Origin of the sequence: Luteimicrobium album, assembly GCF_030161555.1 — a bacterium.
GTDB classification, from domain to species: domain Bacteria; phylum Actinomycetota; class Actinomycetes; order Actinomycetales; family Cellulomonadaceae; genus Luteimicrobium; species Luteimicrobium album.
Genome location: NZ_BSUK01000001.1, coordinates 299892 through 319294, shown reverse-complemented (window position 1 = coordinate 319294; position 19403 = coordinate 299892). Strand labels below are relative to the sequence as shown.

At 71.6% G+C, this 19403-nt stretch carries 8 protein-coding genes, 3 pseudogenes and 1 riboswitch; of the genes and pseudogenes, 8 read left to right on the top strand and 3 right to left on the bottom strand.

All coding sequences use genetic code 11. The features are described from left to right. Nucleotides 1-1149, bottom strand: a complete 1149-nt coding sequence (locus tag QQK45_RS01640; RefSeq protein ID WP_284291662.1) for a substrate-binding domain-containing protein — start codon at nucleotides 1147-1149, stop codon at nucleotides 1-3. After that, nucleotides 1139-2326 carry an ROK family transcriptional regulator gene (locus QQK45_RS01635; protein WP_284291660.1) on the bottom strand — a complete coding sequence of 396 codons (1188 nt, stop codon included), beginning with the start codon at nucleotides 2324-2326 and terminating at the stop codon, nucleotides 1139-1141. Before QQK45_RS01635 ends, QQK45_RS01640 begins: the two co-directional genes overlap by 11 nt. Nucleotides 2327-2398: 72 nt before the next feature. Further along, nucleotides 2399-2494, top strand: a riboswitch (ZMP/ZTP riboswitch). A gap of 58 nt (nucleotides 2495-2552) precedes the next feature. On the opposite strand from QQK45_RS01635, the gene glyA reads away from it, so the two are divergent. From glyA to QQK45_RS01620, 3 genes and pseudogenes are all read left to right on the top strand, one after another. Then, entirely contained in the window at nucleotides 2553-3845 is a 1293-nt protein-coding gene (gene glyA / locus QQK45_RS01630; RefSeq protein WP_284291658.1) for a serine hydroxymethyltransferase, read from the top strand. Beyond that, nucleotides 3842-4728: pseudogene (locus QQK45_RS01625) on the top strand (bifunctional methylenetetrahydrofolate dehydrogenase/methenyltetrahydrofolate cyclohydrolase). Before glyA ends, QQK45_RS01625 begins: the two are co-directional and overlap by 4 nt. 8 nt (nucleotides 4729-4736) lie before the next feature. Next, a pseudogene (locus QQK45_RS01620) lies at nucleotides 4737-6016 on the top strand (aspartate aminotransferase type Ic). Nucleotides 6017-6097: 81 nt separating this feature from the next. Here QQK45_RS01620 and QQK45_RS01615 read toward each other — a convergent pair. Next, on the bottom strand, nucleotides 6098-8044 hold the full coding sequence (locus QQK45_RS01615) for a glycosyl hydrolase family 18 protein (protein WP_284291655.1): 1947 nt from the start codon (nucleotides 8042-8044) through the stop codon (nucleotides 6098-6100). 277 nt (nucleotides 8045-8321) lie between these two features. Here QQK45_RS01615 and QQK45_RS01610 point away from each other — a divergent pair, with 277 nt between their 5' ends. The 5 genes and pseudogenes from QQK45_RS01610 (at nucleotide 8322) to QQK45_RS01585 (ending at nucleotide 19391) form a co-directional block, all read left to right on the top strand. After that, a complete protein-coding gene (locus tag QQK45_RS01610; protein WP_284291654.1) occupies nucleotides 8322-9962 on the top strand; it encodes a beta-1,3-glucanase family protein in 1641 nt (546 codons plus the stop codon). A 199-nt stretch (nucleotides 9963-10161) separates the two neighbouring features. Next, nucleotides 10162-13730: pseudogene (locus tag QQK45_RS01600) on the top strand (GH92 family glycosyl hydrolase). Continuing rightward, the gene (locus QQK45_RS01595) at nucleotides 13727-14266 is read left to right on the top strand and encodes a hypothetical protein (protein WP_284291653.1); all 540 of its coding nucleotides are present in this window, start codon (nucleotides 13727-13729) and stop codon (nucleotides 14264-14266) included. The pseudogene QQK45_RS01600 and the gene QQK45_RS01595 overlap by 4 nt, the downstream one beginning before the upstream one ends. Nucleotides 14267-14442: 176 nt before the next feature. After that, entirely contained in the window at nucleotides 14443-15891 is a 1449-nt protein-coding gene (locus QQK45_RS01590; protein ID WP_284291650.1) for a glycoside hydrolase domain-containing protein, read from the top strand. Further along, a complete protein-coding gene (locus QQK45_RS01585) occupies nucleotides 15777-19391 on the top strand; it encodes a glycoside hydrolase domain-containing protein (protein WP_284291648.1) in 3615 nt (1204 codons plus the stop codon). The genes QQK45_RS01590 and QQK45_RS01585 overlap by 115 nt, the downstream gene beginning before the upstream one ends. Nucleotides 19392-19403: the final 12 nt, after the last annotated feature.

The window sequence follows — 19403 nt, the reverse complement described above, 5'->3', positions numbered from 1 at the left end:
TCATTCGAGGCCGATCCTTTCGCACGCCGCGGCATAGGGCGCGGTGCACAGGTCCTCGACCGTGAAGACGCCGTCCTTGACGACCGTGTCCGCGATGTCGTCCGCCGTGACGGGCACGGTGTCGAGCAGCATCGCGGGCACGACCTGCCCGGTCGCGGTGGTCGCGGTCGTCGGCAGCGAGACGCTCTTGCCGGCGGCGAGGTCCAGGGCCAGCTCGGCGGCCTTGGTGGCCTCGGGCTTGAAGGCCTTGTAGACGGTCATGTACTGCTCCCCGGCGATGACGCGCTGGAGTCCCGCGAGGGAGGCGTCCTGGCCGGTCACGGGCGGGAGCGTCGCGACCCCGGCGGACTGGAGGGCGGAGATGGCTGCGGCGGCCAGGTCGTCGTTCGCGGCGTAGACGCCCTTGATCTCGTCGGCGCCGACCTTGGCGATCTGGCCGGAGGCCCACTGCTGCGCCTTGATCGGGTCCCAGCCGGGCGTGTCGAACGAGCCGAGCACGCGGTACCCGGTGGTCTTGAGCACGTTCCTGGCGCCCTGCTGGTAGAGCCTGGCGTTGTTGTCCGTGGGCGAGCCGTTGATCTCGAGGATCCCTGCGTCGTCGGGCAGCCCGAGCGCTCGCATCCGGTCGACGAGGGAGCGTGCCTGGAGCTCGCCGATCTTCTCGTTGTCGAACGAGACGTAGGCGGCCAGGCCGCCCGAGTCGACGAGCCGGTCATAGGCGATGACCGGGATGCCCTTGGCCCGGGCCTGGGTGACGATGGCCGCCGCGGCCTGGCGGTCGAAAGGGTCGAGCACGAGGACGGAGACGTCCTGCGTGATCATCGCCTGGGCCTGTTGCTGCTGGGCGGCGGCGCTCCCCGCGGCGTTCTGGTACAGCACCTGGCATCGCGGGCAACGCTCCGCGACGGCCGCCTTGAACAGCGGGTAGTCGGCCGTGGAGTACCGCGGCGTGACGCTGTCGGGCAGCAGCAGGCCGATCTTCGCCTCGGTGGCTGGGCGCGTGCCGGTCCGGGAGCCTTCCGGGGAGACCCCGTTCGCGCAGGCCGTCAGCGTCACCAGCGCTCCGGCCACCGCCGACGCCGCCATGACGCGGACGAGCGGACCGCGCGCCGGGCGCCATCGGCGTCGGGCGCGGGCCTCACTCGTCATGGATCACGAGGTCCTGGATGTCGAGGGCATCGATCGCGAGCGCCAGTGCGCCGAGCACGGGAGCTCGGCCGCCGAGCTCGGTCTGGACCAGCTCCGGAAGGGCCCCGACGTCGCGCAGCAGACCGGCTTCGAACGCGTGGCGGATCGGACCGACGAGCAGCTCGCCCGCGCGTGCGAACTCTCCGCCGACGACGACCCGCTGGGGGTCGAGCACGTTGGCGAGACCGGCGACGGCGCGTCCGACGGCGCGACCCGCGTCGGCGATCGCGCGGATCGACTCGTCGTCGCCCGTGAGCGCCGCCACGACCAGGTCGGTGAAGTTGACTGCGCGGCTGCGCCCGGAGTTGACGACGTCGAGCACCGCGTCGATGCCCGCGACCGCCTCGAGGCACCCTCGGTTGCCGCACCGGCACACCGGCCCGTGGGGATCGACGACGACGTGGCCGAGCTCGCCGGCCGTCCCGTGCTGCCCGGCGAGCACCCGGCCGCCGGTGACGATCCCCGCGCCGATCCCGTCGCTCAGCTCCAGGACGACGACGTCGGACCGGCCGCGTGCAGCGCCGAGCCGGAGCTCGGCGAGCGCCGCGAGGTTGGAGGAGTTGTCGACGTAGGTGGGGCAGCCGACCCGCTGTGCCATGCTCTCGGCGATGGGGATGCCGTCCCAGCCGCGCATGAGCCCGCGGCGGGCGATCATGCCCGTGCCGTGGTCCACGGGCGCGGCGACGGCGATCCCGACGCCGAGGATCTCCTCGCGGTCCGCGTCGACCGACTCGATCATGTCGGCGATGAGGAGCGCCGCCTTGTCGAGCTCGCTGTCGGCCCGGTGGTGGCGGGCGAGCGGCATCCGGTGCTCGGTCACGACCGTGTACCGGGTGTCGGCGAGGGCGACGTGCATGTGTCGCGTCGAGACGTGGATCCCGACGGTCAGCCCGAGCTGGTGAGCGAGCGTGACGCGCTGCGCGCGGCGCCCGCTGCGGGTGCTGGGGGCGGTGTGCAGGACACCCGAGGTGCTGAGCTCCTTGACGATGTTCGAGACGGTCGCGGGAGAAAGGCCGGTGGTTCCGGCGAGTTCGACCTGCGTCAGGGCGCCATGGTGCTTGACCGCGTCGATGATGCGGCTGCGATTCGCCTCCCGGAGCGCGGCCTGGTTGCCGGTGGGGCGTCGTGGCTCAGGCACGTTCACATCGTAGCCGGGGCGGGCTCCCGAGCCGGGTCGGGGGCTTCCCGTCCGGCGGAGGTCGGCTAGCATGGGACGCGTCGCGACTGGCGCATCAGGTGGATCACCACCGGGGAGCGACGTGCTTTCTGACCGACGCAACACGGGTCGTTCGCCTGGGCCCCGGTCTCCGACCCTCGTTCCGTCGACGCGAGTCCGCGGGACACCGGCCCCGACAGGGAGAAGCATGAGCGCCCAGCCCAGCCAGAACGACGTCCTCGACCAGTCTCTCGCCGAGCTCGACCCCGAGATCGCGGCGGTCCTCGACGGCGAGCTCGCCCGCCAGCGCGACACCCTCGAGATGATCGCGTCCGAGAACTTCGTGCCGCGCGCGGTCCTGCAGGCGCAGGGCTCCGTCCTCACGAACAAGTACGCCGAGGGCTACCCCGGCCGTCGCTACTACGGCGGCTGCGACCAGGTCGACATCGCGGAGAACCTCGCGATCGCCCGCGCCAAGGCCCTCTTCGGTGCCGAGCACGCGAACGTCCAGCCGCACTCCGGCGCGACGGCCAACGCCGCGGTCCTGCACGCCCTCATCAACGCGGGCGACAAGATCCTCGGCCTCGAGCTCGCGCACGGCGGGCACCTCACGCACGGCATGAGGATCAACTTCTCTGGCCGCCTCTACGACGTCGCGGCGTACGGTGTCGACCCGCAGACCTACCGCGTCGACATGGACAAGGTCCGCGAGGCCGCGCTCGAGCACCGCCCCGACGTCATCATCGGCGGCTGGTCGGCGTACCCGCGCCACCTCGACTTCGCGGCGTTCCGGGAGATCGCCGACGAGGTCGGCGCGAAGCTCTGGGTCGACATGGCGCACTTCGCCGGCCTCGTGGCCGCCGGGCTGCACCCGAGCCCCGTGCCCTATGCCGACGTCGTCTCCTCGACCGTGCACAAGACGATCGGCGGTCCCCGCTCCGGCTTCATCCTGTCCAAGGAGGAGTTCGCCAAGAAGATCGACTCCGCGGTCTTCCCGGGCCAGCAGGGTGGACCCCTCATGCACGTGGTCGCCGCGAAGGCCGTGTCCTTCAAGGTCGCCGCGAGCGAGGGCTTCAAGGACCGCCAGGAGCGCACGCTCCGCGGCGCGCAGATCATCGCCGAGCGCCTCGCATCCACCGACGTCGCCGACAAGGGCGTGTCCGTCCTGACCGGTGGCACCGACGTCCACCTCGTGCTCGTCGACCTGCGTCACAGCGCGCTCGACGGCCAGCAGGCGGAGGACCTCCTGCACGACGTCGGCATCACCGTGAACCGCAACGCAGTGCCGTTCGACCCGCGCCCGCCGCGCGTGACCTCGGGTCTGCGGATCGGCACGCCGGCGCTCGCCACCCGCGGGTTCGGCGACGCCGAGTTCGCGGAGGTGGCCGACATCATCGCGACGGCGCTGCGCGACGGCGCGTCGTCCGACGTCGAGGGTCTGAAGAAGCGCGTGGACGCGCTCACCGCCCAGTTCCCGCTCTACCCCGGGCTGCAGCAGTGACCGCGCAGCGCCTCGACGGCACGGCGACCGCGGCCGCGATCAAGGACGAGCTGCGGGTCCGGGTCGTGGCGCTGCGCGAGCGTGGCGTGGTGCCCGGCCTGGGCACCCTGCTCGTGGGGAGGACCCCGGCTCGCTCAGCTACGTGGGTGGGAAGCACCGCGACTCCGCGGAGATCGGCGTCGAGTCGATCCGGGTCGACCTCCCGGCGGACGCCGGCGAGGACGAGGTCCATGCGACCATCCAACGCCTCAACGCGGACCCCGCCGTGACCGGCTATATCGTCCAGCTCCCGCTGCCCGCGGGGATGGACGAGCACGCCGCGCTCGTCGCGGTCGACCCGGCCAAGGACGTCGACGGGCTCCACCCGGCGAACCTCGGCGAGCTCGTGCTGGGCGTCGACGGCGAGATCACGACACCCCTGCCGTGCACGCCCGCCGGCTGCCTCGAGCTCCTGCGGCGGCACGACGTCCCGCTCGCCGGGCAGCACATCGTCGTGATCGGGCGCGGTCTCACGGTCGGGCGCCCGCTCGGGCTGCTGCTCACCCGCAAGGGCGTCGATGCCACCGTGACGCTGACCCACTCGCGCACGCGCGACCTCGCGGCCGAGGTGCGCCGGGCGGACGTCGTCGTGGCCGCCGTCGGGGTGCCGCACCTGGTGAAGCCCGAGTGGGTCAAGCCGGGCGCCGCGGTGCTCGACGTCGGCGTGACGCGCGTCGGCACGGCGGCGTCGGGCAGGGCGAAGCTCGCGGGCGACGTCGACCCCGGGGTCGCCGAGGTCGCGGGCTGGCTGTCGCCCAACCCGGGCGGCGTCGGGCCCATGACGCGCGCGATGCTCCTCAGCAACGTCGTCGCCGCGGCGGAGCGCGCCGCCGGCATCGCCTAGGAGGCCGCATGACCACGCTCGACGCCCTCGACCCCGAGGCGCTCGCGGAGCTCCACGAGCGCCTCGTGGCGCAGTACACGGAGCTGCAGGCCCGCGGGCTGAGGCTCGACCTGACCCGCGGCAAGCCGTCGGCCGAGCAGCTCGACCTCTCGAACGTGCTGCTCGCGCTGCCCGGCGAGGACGACTTCCGCGCCGCCGACGGGACGGACTGCCGCAACTACGGCGGGCTCGCGGGCCTGCCCGAGCTGCGGGCGATCTGGTCCGAGCTCCTCGGTATCCCGACGACTCAGCTCGTCGCCGGTGGGGCGTCGAGCCTGACGATGATGCGCGACGTCCTGACGTACGCGCTGCTCCACGGCCGCGACGCCTCGCCGCGGCCGTGGGGGCGCGAGGAGGCCGTCCGGTTCGTGTGCCCGGTGCCCGGCTACGACCGGCACTTCGCGATGCTGGAAGCGCTCGGCATCGAGACGGTCACCGTCGACATGACGGAGACCGGGCCCGACGTGGACGCGATCGAGCGGCTCGTCGCGACCGACCCGACGATCAAGGGCATGTGGCTCGTGCCCACGTACGCCAACCCGACGGGCGACACGACGACGCTCGAGGTCGCGGCCCGGCTCGCGGCCATGCCCGCGGCGGCGCCCGACTTCACGGTGATGTGGGACAACGCCTACGCGGTGCACCACCTGACAGAGGACGAGGCCAAGGCCGTGGACATCCTGGGGCTGGCCGCGGGCAGCGGGCACCCGGACCGGTTCGTGGTGTTCGCGTCGACGTCGAAGATCACCTTCGCGGGCGCGGGCGTGGCGTTCCTCGCCGGGTCGGACGCCACCGTCGCGTGGTACCTGGAGCACCTCGCGTACGGGTCGATCGGGCCCGACAAGCTCAACCAGCTCCGGCACGTGCGGTTCCTCCAGGACGCCGAGGGGGTGCGCGCTCTCATGCGGCGGCACCGGGACATCCTGGCCCCCAAGTTCGCGGCGGTGCAGGAGATCCTCGAGACGCGCCTGGGGGGCAGGGCGTTGCGACCTGGAGCAAGCCGCTCGGCGGGTACTTCGTCGATCTGGACGTCGTCGACGGGACCGCACGCCGGGTCGTCGAGCTCGCCAAGGACGCCGGGATCGCGCTGACCCCCGCCGGGTCCGCGTACCCGCACGGCGACGACCCCCGCGACCGCAACATCCGCCTGGCCCCGAGCTTCCCGCCCGTCGAGGAGCTGCGCGAGGCGATGGACGGGGTCGCGACCTGCGTCCTCCTGGCTGCAGCCGAGGCACGGTCGGCCCGCTGAGCGCGGGCCTTCTCCCGCCCCACGCGCGAGGGCGCCGCACCCATTGCGGGTACGACGCCCTCGCGCCACCTCGTCAGGCGGTCAGCAGGTGCCCTTGAGGGCCCATGGGCCCCACTGCTCGGCACCGGGCTTGTCGCCCTGCGTCCACCACTGGGCGGTGTAGATCTTCCCGTCGTACGAGACGGTGTCGCCGCCGGTGTAGACCTTCGTCGCGTCCCAGGCGGTTGCCGAGCAGTCACCCGGGTCGGTGGTGCCCGGGTCGGTCGGGTCGGTGGTGCCCGGGTCGGTCGGGTCAGTGGTGCCCGGGTCGGTCGGGTCGGTGGTGCCCGGGTCGGTCGGGTCCGTCGTCCCGCTGCACGTGCCGGTCGCCTTCCACGGGCTCGAGCCCGACGCACCGGGCTTGTCGCCCTGCGTCCACCACTGGGCGGTGTAGATCTTCCCGTCGTACGAGACGGTGTCGCCGCCGGTGTAGACCTTCGTCGCGTCCCAGGCGGTTGCCGAGCAGTCACCCGGGTCGGTGGTGCCCGGGTCGGTGGGGTCCGTGGTGCCCGGGTCGGTGGGGTCGGTGGTGCCCGGGTCGGTGGGGTCGGTGGTGCCGCCGCCTGCGAGGGGACCGGTCGCGCCGGTGCCCAGCTTGGCCATCAGAGCGGTGAGAAGCTCACCGCTGCGGTCGCCGTCGAGCTCCCACCACATGCCGCCGCCGAGGCCCTTCGACCGGATGTAGTCGGCCTTGAGCGCGACCGTCTGCGGGGTGTCGAGGCTCCACCAGTTGGTGCCGTCGTACCGCCACGCCGCGCCGACGTTCGCGTCGAACCCGCCGGTACCGAGGTTCTTGATCTTGTCGTAGTCCTCGATGCCCTTCTCGTAGGTCCCGTTGGCGGCGCCTGTCGCCGACGACCACGGAGTGGACGACGTCACCCCGGTCCAGCCCCGTCCGTACATCGCCATGCCGAGGCCGAGCTGGGCGGGCTTGATGCCGGCGTCCGTGTACTGCTTGATCGCCTTGTCCACGCTGAACTGCTTGTCGGAGTCGCGCGGGTCGGCGGGGTCGTCGTAGAGGTTGATCTGGTGGCCGTCGAGCGACGGGTTCCAGGCGCCCCACAGGTCGTAGCCCTGCACGTTCGCGTAGTCGAGCGACTGGAAGAGGGCGGGGTCGTTCCAGTGCCCCGCGGTGATGTCCTCGGGGTTGGCGGGTGCGAACGCCGACAGGATGTAGCGCTTGCCGTTGGCCGCGCCGTAGGCGTCGAGCTGGGTGCGGAACTCCTTGGCGAGCAGGACGAAGTTCTTGCCGTCGTTCGCCGGGTCGACGATGTTGCCGGTCAGGCCGTTGTTGGTGCCTGGCCACTCCCAGTCGAGGTCGAAGCCGTCGAACACGCCGGCGCCCGCACCGGAGCCGCCGCGTCCGTCGATGACGGGGAGATCGCCCTTGATGAACATGTTGACGCACGAAGACACGAACTTCTTGCGGGACGCGTCGGTGGCGGCGACCTGCGACCAGAACTTCGAGTAGCTCCAGCCGCCGATCGACATGACGACCTTGAGCCCCGGGTGCTTGGCCTTCAGCTCCTTCAGCTGGTTGAAGCTGCCGGCGAGCGGTTGGTCCCACGCGTCGGCGGTCCCGCTGACGGACGTGGCCGCGTCGTACGACTTGCCGTAGTCCGCGTAGGCGTCGCCGGCGCCGACGCCGTCGTCGGCGGTTCCTCCGGTGCCGACCGCCTTGATCGCTTCGAAGCACTGGCCGTCCTGGCCGATGTTCGCGAAGGCGTAGTTGATGACGTTGACCTTGTCGGCGGCGCCGGACCGCTCGAAGTCGCCGACCTGGTAGTTGCGGCCGTAGACGCCCCACTGGGCGAAGTAGGCGACGTTGCGGAAGCCGTTGATCGGGGTGTCGGGAGTGTCGGACGGCGATACCGCCGTGGCGATGGTCGCGGACTGGGCGGAGGGAGCCACTGCGAGCAGGGATCCCGTCAGGGCGGTCGTTGCCGCCAGCGCTGTGGCGACGCCTCGTCGCCGGAGGGTGAGCTGCATATCTCGTCCTCGAGTTCGGTGACCCGGCCACCCTCCCTGGGCGCCGAATCTGTGAGCAGGGTGAACAAAATGGTGGTACGTCCCGGCCTCTGACGCCATGAGGGAACACCGCAGAGTTCGTGGCGTGGCGCGCGGACACGTAGGGGATTTCCCGTACGTCCCTGCCGGTTGCTTGACCCCTCACGGGCCGCCTGACAGCGTTGCCGCGACGCACCCGAGCCCTGAGATCACTCACAGAAGAGGAAGTGGCAAAGCTATGCGTTCCATTCGAAGACTCGTGACGGCCGCCTTGGGGGCTGCCGCCCTGCTCGCGGGCGCGCTCGTCGGGCTGGCCCCGGCCCACGCCGCGCCGAGCACCATCCCGTTTACCATCACGAACGACTCGGGCCGCGGCGATGCGGTCTACGTCTACGTCCTCGGGCACCAGCTCTCGGCGCCCGACGTCGACGGCTGGTTCGACGCTTCCGGGCACTTCACGCCCTGGGGTGACGCGGGTCCGACCCCCGTGCGGATCGACGACTCCGCCGTGCGGATCGCGGGGCCCGCGAACCGCCAGTCGAAGACGATCACCCTCGCGCAGATGTCAGGCCGGATCTACTTCTCGTACGGTCAGCCTCTGCACCTGTTCAAGGTGAACAACTCGAAGTTCGTCCAGCCGTCGCTGGACAACCCGCAGGACGAGAACGCGAACGTCGACTTCAACTGGTCCGAGCTCACGTTCGACGCGGGCGGCCTGTGGATCAACAGCACCCAGGTCGACATGTTCGGCTCGCCGTACCAGGTCGGCGCGAAGGACGGCGCCGGCACCATCCACTCCGAGGGCCGGCTCAAGACCGACGGATTCCAGCACGTCGTGGACGCCGTGCGCAGCGCCGGGTGGAACGCGAGCGTGGTGGAGTCCGGCGGCAGCGTGCTGCGTGTCCTGTCCCCGGGCCATTCGCTGAGCCGGGGCCTGTCCGGCTCGCTCCTCGACTCGTCGATCAACGACGCGTGGAGCTACTACACGAGCCACGACCTCGTCTTCGTGCCGTACGAGGACCAGCCCTCGAATCAGTTCGTGGGTCGCGTCGGCGGTGACGGCGTGATGCACGTGCGCGACGGGGCGGGCAACGAGGTCTCCGCCATCGCGAAGCCCTCGACCAGCGACGCGTTGCTGTGCAACGGCGCGCTGGCCGACCACAACGCCGTCGACGGGGTCATCAAGCGAACGATCTGCGCCGACCTGCACCGTTCGGTGCTCTCGAACCCGGGCACGCACCCGATCACGAACGTCGATGCCTTCTACCAGGCGAACCCCACCAACCTGTACTCGAAGGCGATCCACGCGCAGATGGTCGACGCGAAGGCGTACGGCTTCCCGTACGACGACGTCACGCACCAGGAGTCGCTGGTCCACCAGCCCGACGTCACCGCCGCCTACATGCAGCTCGACCCGCGGACCGGCTCGGCGCCGGCGCTGGGCGAGTCCGGTGGCGGGACCGACCCGGGTGACGGTGGTACGACCGACCCGGGTTCGGGTGGTCTTCCGGTGGGTTCGGGTGCGATCACGTCGGTGGGGCACAACTTGTGCGTGGACGTGCCGTGGGCGAATCCTGCGGACTCGACGCAGGTGCAGATCGCGAGCTGTTCGGGTAATGGTGCGCAGACGTGGTCGCGGGGTTCGGACGGGACGGTGCGGGCGTTGGGTGCGTGCTTGGACGTGCGGGGTTCGGGGACTGCGGACGGGACGGTGGTGCAGGTGTATCACTGCAACGGGACGGGGGCTCAGCAGTGGGTGTACGACGCGGGGTCTCAGGCGTTGAGGAATCCGCAGTCGGGCAAGTGTCTGGATGTGCCGAACGGGCAGTTCAACGACGGTCAGCTGTTGCGGTTGTGGACGTGCAACGCGTCCGCTGCGCAGCGTTGGGCGCTCGGCTGAGTCCTCTGGGCTGAGCCGGACGGCGCCGAACGCGGACGTCGCGGGCCCGGTGTCCTTCGGGGCGCCGGGCCCGCGGTGTGTCCGGATCAGGCCACCGCTTGACATCAGCGTGCCGGTCCGACAGCGTTGTCAGTCACGTCGGGTCGCGCGATCCGGGCGGTCATCACCCAGGTAGTGGAGCCGTGCTCGAGGAGGAGCCATGACACCCAGGACCGGCATCGTCGGCGGCCTCGCCGCGCTCGTACTGGCAGGAGGTGGGGCGCTTGCGGTCGCGCCCGCCGCGCAGGCGGCGTCCGCGGGGGCCGTCGCGGACCCCGCGTCCTACGTGAACCCGTTCACCGGGACCCAGGACGAGGGCAACACCTACCCCGGCGCGACCGTGCCGTTCGGGATGGTCCAGCTCTCGCCCGACACCGGTCACAACACCGGCTACGACTACACGCAGTCGAGCATCCGGGGCTTCTCCCAGGTCCACCTGTCGGGCGTCGGCTGCGGCCTCGGCGGGTTCGTGCCGATCCTCCCGACCACGGGCGACGTCACGAAGACCGACGACGCGGCGTACGCCCTGAAGTTCAGCCACGACGACGAGACCGCCTCCCCGGCTCGTACGAGGTCGGCCTCGCCGCCCCCGACGGCACGGTGAAGGCCGAGCTCACCGCGACCGCGCACACGGGCGTCCAGCGCTACACGTTCCCGGCCACCACCAAGGCGGACGTGCTGGTCGACGCGGGCCAGGCCCTGTCGAGCGTGTCGAGCTCGAGCGTGAAGATCGTCGACGACCGCACGGTCGAGACCGCGACCACGGTGCACGGGTTCTGCCAGGACACCGAGCCGTTCACGGTCTACACGCGCACGACGTTCTCGCGGCCGTTCACGGCGTCGGGCACGTGGACGGGCGACACCGTGACCGCCGGGTCCGCCTCCGCGAGCTCGACCCAGCGGACCGGCGCGTACCTGCAGTTCGACACCACCGGGAGCGGTGACGGCGCCCGCGTCGTCGAGGCGCAGACGTCGCTCAGCTACGTCGACGCCGACGGCGCGGCCGCCAACCTGGCCGCCGAGGCCTCGGGCTTCGACGACGCGCTCGCCGCGGCCACGAAGGCGTGGGACGACCGTCTCGGCCAGGTGGCGGTGACGTCGTCCGACACCTCGGAGGCGGGGCAGACGCAGCTGAAGACGTTCTACTCGGCGCTCTACCGGACGTTCCTCGCGCCCAACACCGGCACGGACGTCGACCACCGCTACCGCGGCTGGGACGGCGACGTCCACACGGCCGACGGCTTCACGTACTACCAGGACTTCTCGCTCTGGGACACCTACCGCACGCAGCAGCAGCTCCTCTCGCTCCTCGCGCCCGAGCAGTCCGCCGACATGGCGTACTCGGTGGTCCTCGAGGGGGAGCAGGGCGGCTGGGCGCCGCGCTGGAGCTACGGGCCCGTCGAGACCAACATCATGACCGGTGACCCGGTCACGCCGTTCCTCGTCGACGCCTGGACCCAGGGCCTGCTGAAGGGACACGAGGACGAGGCGTACGCCGTCCTGAAGCAGAACGCGGACGGGGTTCCGCCGGCGTCGTCGCCGTCGAACGGGCGCGCCGGGAACGAGACGTACATCGCGGACGGCTACGTGCCGTACGAGTCGAGCGCGTCGGGCAAGCCCGGCGACTACGACCTCCAGCACGGCGGGTCCGCGACGCTCGAGTACGCGCTCGCCGACGCCGCGCTCTCGGTGATGGCGCAGGGCCTCGGTCACACCGACGACGCGGCCCGGTACGCCGACCGCGCGGAGAACTTCCGGTCGATCTGGGACTCGACGACGGAGTCGTTCCGTGCCCGCGGCGCGGACGGGCTCTTCGATGCCGAGACCGACCCGGCGAGCGCGCCGGGCTTCCACGAGGGCACGGCCGTGCAGTACCAGTGGCTCGTCCCGCAGGACATGCCCTCGCTCGTCGGGCTGATGGGCGGCAAGGATGCGGCCGAGCAGCGGCTCGACGACTTCTTCGCCTACGACAAGGTGCTGGCGAACCCGGCGGGCACGGCCAAGAACGTCTGGGTGAGCGGGTCGTACGACTACTACAACCAGGACAAGTACAACCCCAACAACGAGCCCGACCTCGCCGCCCCCTACAGCTACCTGTGGACCGGGCAGCCCTGGAAGACGACCGACGTCGTGCGGGCCGCCCTGACCCTGTTCACCGACGGGCCGACCGGCGTGACCGGCAACGACGACCTCGGTGAGATGTCCGCGTGGGACGTCGCGTCGTCGCTCGGGATCTACCCGATCCAGCCCGGCGCCGACCTTTGGGGGCTCTCGACGCCTGTGTTCGACCGGGTCGACATCGCGCTCGACACGGACTACTACCCGGCCGGGAACCTCACGATCACGGCCGACGGCGTCTCGGACTCCTCGCACTACGTCCAGTCCCTGACGACGCGGGCCGGCGGCGCCGACGACTCCGTCGATCGCGCGTACCTCACCGGCGACGAACTCACGTCGGCCGGGACGCTCGCGTACACGGTCGGCTCGAAGCCGTCGTCGTGGGCCACGGGCGACGACGCCGCTCCCGGTGCGCTGGTCTCCGGTGCGTCGATCCCCGACCGCCTGACCGCGGGGGTGTCCGTCCCCGCCGTCTACGGGACGCCGGGCACCGACGTCACGATCCCCGTCGCCGTCCTGGCCCAGGGCACGGGCACGCGGCACGGCACCGTGACCGCGACGTCCAAGGACCGGAGCCTGCGGGCGACCGGGGTGGGCACGTGGTCCGTGACCGCCGACGGCGGCGCCGCCCAGACCTCGGTCGACGTCACGGTGCACCTCGCGCCCGACACCACGTTCGGGAACCACGAGGTGAAGATCGCCGTCCGCGACTCCGCCGGGACGACGATCCGCGACACCATCGAGGTGGTCGTGGCCGGGAGCTCCCCGCTGCAAGGGGCGTTCAACGACGCCGGGATCGCGGACCGCGGCAAGGCCGCCTCGGGCGACTTCGACGGCCTCGGCTGGGCGTTCCTGCGCGACGAGATGGCGGGCGCCGGGCTCTGGGCCGGCGGCGAGCACACCGTGCCCGGCACCGACCTCACGTACGTCCTGGGCGGCGCGAAGACCGGACCGGACAACGTGGTCGGCTCGGCCACGCCGGCGACGACGGATGTGTCCGCCGCGCTCGGGAAGGCGCACCGGATCGCGTTCGTGGGAGCCGGGGCGAGCGGCAACCAGACCGGCGACCTGACGCTCGACTACGCCGACGGCACCACCCAGAAGGTCTCCGTGACGCTCACGGACTGGTGCTCCGGCAGCCCCGCGCAGGGCAACGTCCTGCTCGGGCGGACGGCACACCGCTCGTCCGGCGGCGGCACCGGCACCGACTCGGTCGCGTGCGGGCTGTTCGCGACCGACCCGGTCGCGCTGGCGTCCGGGAAGCACCTCGCGAGCATCACGTGGTCGACCAACGCCAAGCTCCACGTCTTCGCCGTCGCCTCCGATGCGCGGCCTGCCGCGGTCGTCGCGAAGAAGCCCATGAGGATCGCCGGCAAGGTGCGCGTCGGGGAGACGGTGCATGCCGTCGCACCGACGTGGAAGGTCGCCGGCGCGGCGACCACCTACCGGTGGAGCCTCGACGGGACGACGGTCGACGGCGCGAGCAGCGCGGACTACGAGGTCCGGGCCGCGGATGTCGGCAAGAAGCTCGTGGTCACGGCCGTCGGCCGTGCGGAGGGTACCTCGACGGCGCCGTCACCTCGTCCGCCGTCCGGGTCCGTCCTGCCGTGATCACGGCGAAGGACCCGGTGTGGATCTCGGGTGACGTCGTCGTCGGGGGCACGTTGACGATCCACCCGGGGACCTACTCGGTGACGGACCCGTCCTTCGCGTACTCCTGGTACGCGGACGGTCGCCGGATCGCGGGCGCGGACGCCGGCACGCTGGTGCTCGGCCTCGCGCAGGCGGGCAAGCGGATCACGGCGGCGGTCGTGGTGAGCGCTCCGGGTCACGAGGACCTCCGGGTCACGACGGGCCGGACGGTCCCGGTCGAGAAGGCGACGATCGGCATCACGACCAAGCCGGCCGTGAGCGGGACGGCGCGGGTCGGCTCGACGCTGCGGGTCACCGCGGGCGCGTACGACGTCGACGGCGTCAAGGTCTCGTTCCAGTGGCTGCGTGACGGGCGCGAGGTCCGCGGCGAGCGAGACTCTCGCTACGTCGTCGGGCAGGCGGACCGCGGGCACCGGCTCAGCGTGCGCGTGACCGCGACGAAGGCGGGCTACGAGGAGCGGGTCGGCGTCACCACGTCGACCCCGGTGCGCTGACCCGCCGAGATGGCGGGGAACGGCCGAGATACCGCGTCTGCAGCGGTACCTCGGCCGTTTCGCGGTATCGCGAAGGCCGACGTCCAGAACATTCATCCGGGCGCCTCGTCCGGGTCGCCTGCAGCGCTCGCGGCGCTGATTGACTCCGGCGCGTGAACCTGCGTACAGTCCCGCTCATGACAGCGTTGTCGCACGAGGGCTCTGCCCCGACGTCTCCCCGCACGCTCCGCCCCGCACGCCTCCGGCGTGCCGTGCTGCCCGCGGCGATCGCGCTCGTCACGAGCGCCGCCGTGGTGCCTCTCGCGGGGCCCGCCAGCGCCGCGCCCGCGAAGGCGGCCACGGACTACACGCAGTACGTCAACCCGTTCATCGGGACCGAGGGCGACCACGGGCAGGACGGGCCCGGCGCGTTCGCGCCGTACGGGCTCGCGACGGTGACCCCGACGACGACCAACGGCAACCACGTCGGCTACGAGTACACGTCCGACACGCTCCTCGGCTTCACGAACGTCGCGCTCGACGGCGTCGGGGGCGGGGGCGGGGCCGGCGACGTGCTCGTGGTGCCGACCTACCAGAGCTACACGTCCCGGCCGTCCACGAGCAGCTACCAGAAGGACATCCGCACCAAGGACGGCGCCAAGGACGAGTCGGCGACCGCCGGCTCCTACCAGGTCGGGCTCGACGAGTCCGGCAAGGACATCGACGCGCAGGTGACCGCGGCGACGCGGACCGGCGTCCACGACTACGCGTTCGACTCCGCGGGCCACGCGTCGCTCGTCGTCGACCTCCAGCACACGGGCAACGGGCGGCGGGCGACGGACCTCAAGGTCGGCACGATCTCCGACGGTCGCGCCACCCTCTCCGGCTCGTTCACCGGCTACTTCTACAACTCGGCCTACAAGCTCTACTACTACGCGGAGACGACGGTCCCGACGTCCTCGGTGCAGACCTGGGGCGCGGGCGGCCTGAGCAGCACGAAGACCTCCCAGGACGGCACGGACATCGGCGCCGTCCTCAACTTCGACGCGACCGCGGGCGAGCACGTCGGGCTCCGCGTCACGCTCTCGCCCGTGAGCGCCGCGCAGGCGAAGCGAGACGCGGCCGTGGAGGTCGGGGGCAAGACGTTCGACCAGGTCCGCAGCGCGACCAAGGCCGAGTGGAACGATCGCCTCGGCAAGGTCGACGTCGACGCGAGCACGACGAACGACCCGACAGGCGACCTGAAGACGGAGTTCTACACGCACCTGTACCGGCTGGCCGACACCCCCATGAACGCGACGTCGACCGACGGGACGTACCGGGGCGCCGACGGCGTGATCTACCACGCGGACGGCTACACGCACTACGACTCGTGGTCGCTGTGGGACGACTTCCACAAGTACGCGGCCGTCGCGTCGGTCTACCCGGACGTCTACCGCGACGTCGTCCAGTCGCTCGTCGACCTCTACGCCGAGGTCGGGACGAGCGGTAAGGGCGTCGGCAGCCTCCTGCAGTCCGTGCCGACCGTCCGGTGGGAGCGCGCGCCCGTCGTCGTGGCCGACGCCGTCTCCAAGGGGTCCAGCTCCAGGGCCTCGCGCAGGCCTACCCGGCTCTCGTCGCGCAGGTCGGCGGCCCCGCCAGCCTGACCAATCTCGACTCCCGCGCCGGCGGCCTGCTCGGCTACTCCTACGACGCCGACGGGCTCGCGGTGATCGCGGACGCGCTCGGCAAGACGTCCGACGCCGCGCACTACCGTGACGAGGCCGCCCGTTGGGCCAAGGACTACGACTCCGACGCCCTGACGACGGACGCCCGCGCGAAGGCGGCGACCGGCGCCGCGGCCGGCGTCGACCAGGTGGGGCTGCTCATGCCGCGCTCGTCGAACAGCGACACCGCGCCCTTCACGTACACCGACCCCGAGACGTGGCAGGCCGCGGGCCTCTACCAGGGCACGATCTGGCAGTACAACTGGTACGACGCCCAGGACCTCGGCGGCATGGTCGACCTCATGGGCGGCAAGCAGCAGGCCGCGAAGGCGGTGAACTACTTCTTCGGCACCTACACCGACGACTGCTCGCGCAACCTGCACCTGTACGCGAACGAGATCTCGGTGCACGCGCCGTTCCTGTTCAACTACGTCGGCGAGCCCGCCCAGACGCAGGACCTCACCTACCGCACGCTCACCGAGCCCGTCTGCACGAGCTACACGGCCGACGGGTCCTCGACGTCCGCGTCGAAGAAGTGGGTCTACCAGAACGCGCCCGACGGCATGCTCGCGACCATGGACAACGACGCCGGGACGATGTCCGGGTACTTCGTGTCCAGCGCGCTCGGGCTGTACCCGGTGAAGGCCGGCGGCGACACGTTCCAGATCACGTCGCCGATCTTCGACCGCACGACGATCCACTACCCGGGCGGCAAGGACCTCGTGATCGAGGCGCCCGGGGTGAGCGCCGCGAAGCACGACATCCAGAACGTGACGCTCAACGGCACGCGGCTGAACCGCACCTGGCTCACCGCGGCCGAGATGAACGCGGGCGGCGTGCTGCACTTCACGATGGGCTCGAAGCCCTCGTCGTGGGGCGCCGACGGCGTCTCCGAGGACTCGGCGGACGCGCACGTCTCCAGCGCCCTCTATCACCCGGGCGACGCGGTCTCGGCGTCGTCCCAGGTGTTCGAGGAGTCCGGCGCCAACGACGGCTCGATCGCGGCCCCGATCACGGTGACGGTCACCGGTGCCACGCTCACCGGCAAGGACGGCGCCGACCTCACGTCGAAGGTCTCCGTGACCGGGGTGCCGAAGGGGCTGCGGCTCAAGGCGACGAAGACGGGTCCGAGCACGCTCTCGCTCACGCTCACCGGACACGCCAGCCGTCACCTCGTCGACGACTCGACCGACGGCCTCGCCGTCACGCTGGGCACCGGTGCGTTCGACGGCACCGCGCCCAGTGCCGCCGATCGGGCGCTCACGCTCCAGGTCCGCTTCGCGGGCTACACGCTCACCCCGAGCACGACGACCCTGACGGCCGACACGCACCACGTCGTGCACGCCGTGGTCGACCTGACGCTCGCCGGCGGCGCGACGTTCGCCGGGCGGAACCACGCCACGCTCGGCCACGGCGCGGTCACCTTCCCCGGCCTGGACAGCGAGGTCAGTGCCCGGATCGCGAAGACCGGCGCCACGACCGCCGCGGTCACCTTCACGGGCAGGCTGCGCGACGCCGCGACCTCCCACTTCACCGTCCGGCTGGCCGACTCGGCGCTCGCGGGCGCGAAGGCGGCGCAGGTGACCGGCGCAGGGACGACGGCGCTCGACCCGTTCACCCTCGGCGCTCCGACCACGACCCGCGCGGACCTGCAGAGGCTGTACGACGACGCGCGGCTCGTGACGCAGGACCACTACTCGGCTGCGTCGTTCGCGACCCTCGAGTCCGCTGTCGCGGGCGCGAAGGCAGCCCTGGCCGACAAGGCCGCGTCGGAGTACGGCCTCTCCTCGGCGCTCGCGATCCTCAGGTCCGCCGCGGACGGGCTCGAGATCGGCGGCGACGGCTACCGGGTCCTGCAGGCCGAGGACTACGACCAGTGGTCGGGCGGCACGCTCAAGACCGAGAACGGCGGCAGCGGGACCGACGTCGGCGGCGTCTCGCCCGGGTCCTGGCTCGCCTTCCGCGGGCTCGACCTGTCCGACGCCCCGCTCGACTCCGTGGTGATCGACTACTCCCACAACCCGGGCACCGCGTCGGCGAGCTCCGCCGTCGAGCTGCACACGGGCTCGGCGACCGGCCCGCTCGTCACCACGATCAAGCTCCCGACGACGAACGGCTGGGCCAACTACACGGCCCTGACCCACACCTTCACGGCCGACGAGGCCGCGAAGCTCGACGGCACCCAGGACGTCTACTTCGTCTTCACCGGCGCCCTGGCCGCGGGCCAGAGCTGGGTCGCGAACGTCGACTGGTTCCAGTTCCTGGCCAAGGCCGACACGGTCGAGACCTCGAAGACCGTGCAGTTCGAGTCGATCCGCAGCGGGTACGGGATGCTGAACGCGGCCGACTCGGGGCTCGTCGCCGGGACCGACTACTCGGGGGCCGACCTCAAGACCGAGGCCGGATCCGTGGGCGGTCAGCTCGCCGGCACGAAGGACGGCGCCTGGGTCCGGTACCAGGGCGTCGACCTGGGCTCCCACCGCGCCACGACGCTGAGCGTGCGGTACGACGCGCCGACCACGAAGGTGGTCGACGGGAGCCTCGCGTTCTACGTCGACGCGGCGCCGTCGTCGGGGAGCGAGCCGTTCGTCACGGTGCCGCTGGCGGCCACGGGCTCGGGCTGGGGGACCTACGGCACCGCGACGGTGACCCTGCCGTCCGAGCTCACCGGCAGCCACACGATCTACGTCGCGCTCCACAGCACGCCGACGTCGAGCCAGCCCTATGTGGGCAACCTCGACTGGTTCGTGCTCGGGTACGGCGTCGACAAGACGGCGCTCGAGGCGGCGATCGCGAAGGACGCCGGTCTCACGAAGGACGCCGACCTCTATCTCGCCACCGACTTCGGGGTGTTCACCCGAGCCCTTGCCGCCGCGAAGGCCGTCGACGGCGACTCCGACGCCACGGCGGACGAGGTCGCGACCGCCTTGCGCGCGCTCACCGTCTCGGCCGGCCAGCTCGAGTGGAAGGTCACGAAGCAGGTCACCGAGCTCCTGGCCCAGGCCAAGACGGTCGACCAGGACGACGTCACCGCGGCGTCCTGGGCGAGGCTGCAGAAGGCGGTCGCTGCCGCCGAGGCGCTCGACCCGGCGACGAGCAGCCACCGCGCCTACGAGACGGCGCTCGCGAACCTCCGGTCCGCGTACGACCGGCTCGAGCCCGCGCCCATCGTCGCGAAGGACCCCGTGTGGATCTCGGGCGTCGTCGTCGTCGGGGGCACACTGACGATCCACCCGGGGACCTACTCGGTGGCTGACCCGACGTTCGCGTACTCCTGGTACGCGGACGGCAAGCAGATCGCCGGCGCCGACGAGGGTACGCTCGTGCTGACGAAGGCGCAGGCGGGCAAGCGGATCACCGCAGCGGTCGTCGTGAGCGCACTCGGGCACCCCGACCTCCGGGTCGTCACGGGCCGCACCGTTCCCGTCGCGAGGAAGTGATCCGCCGGTTCC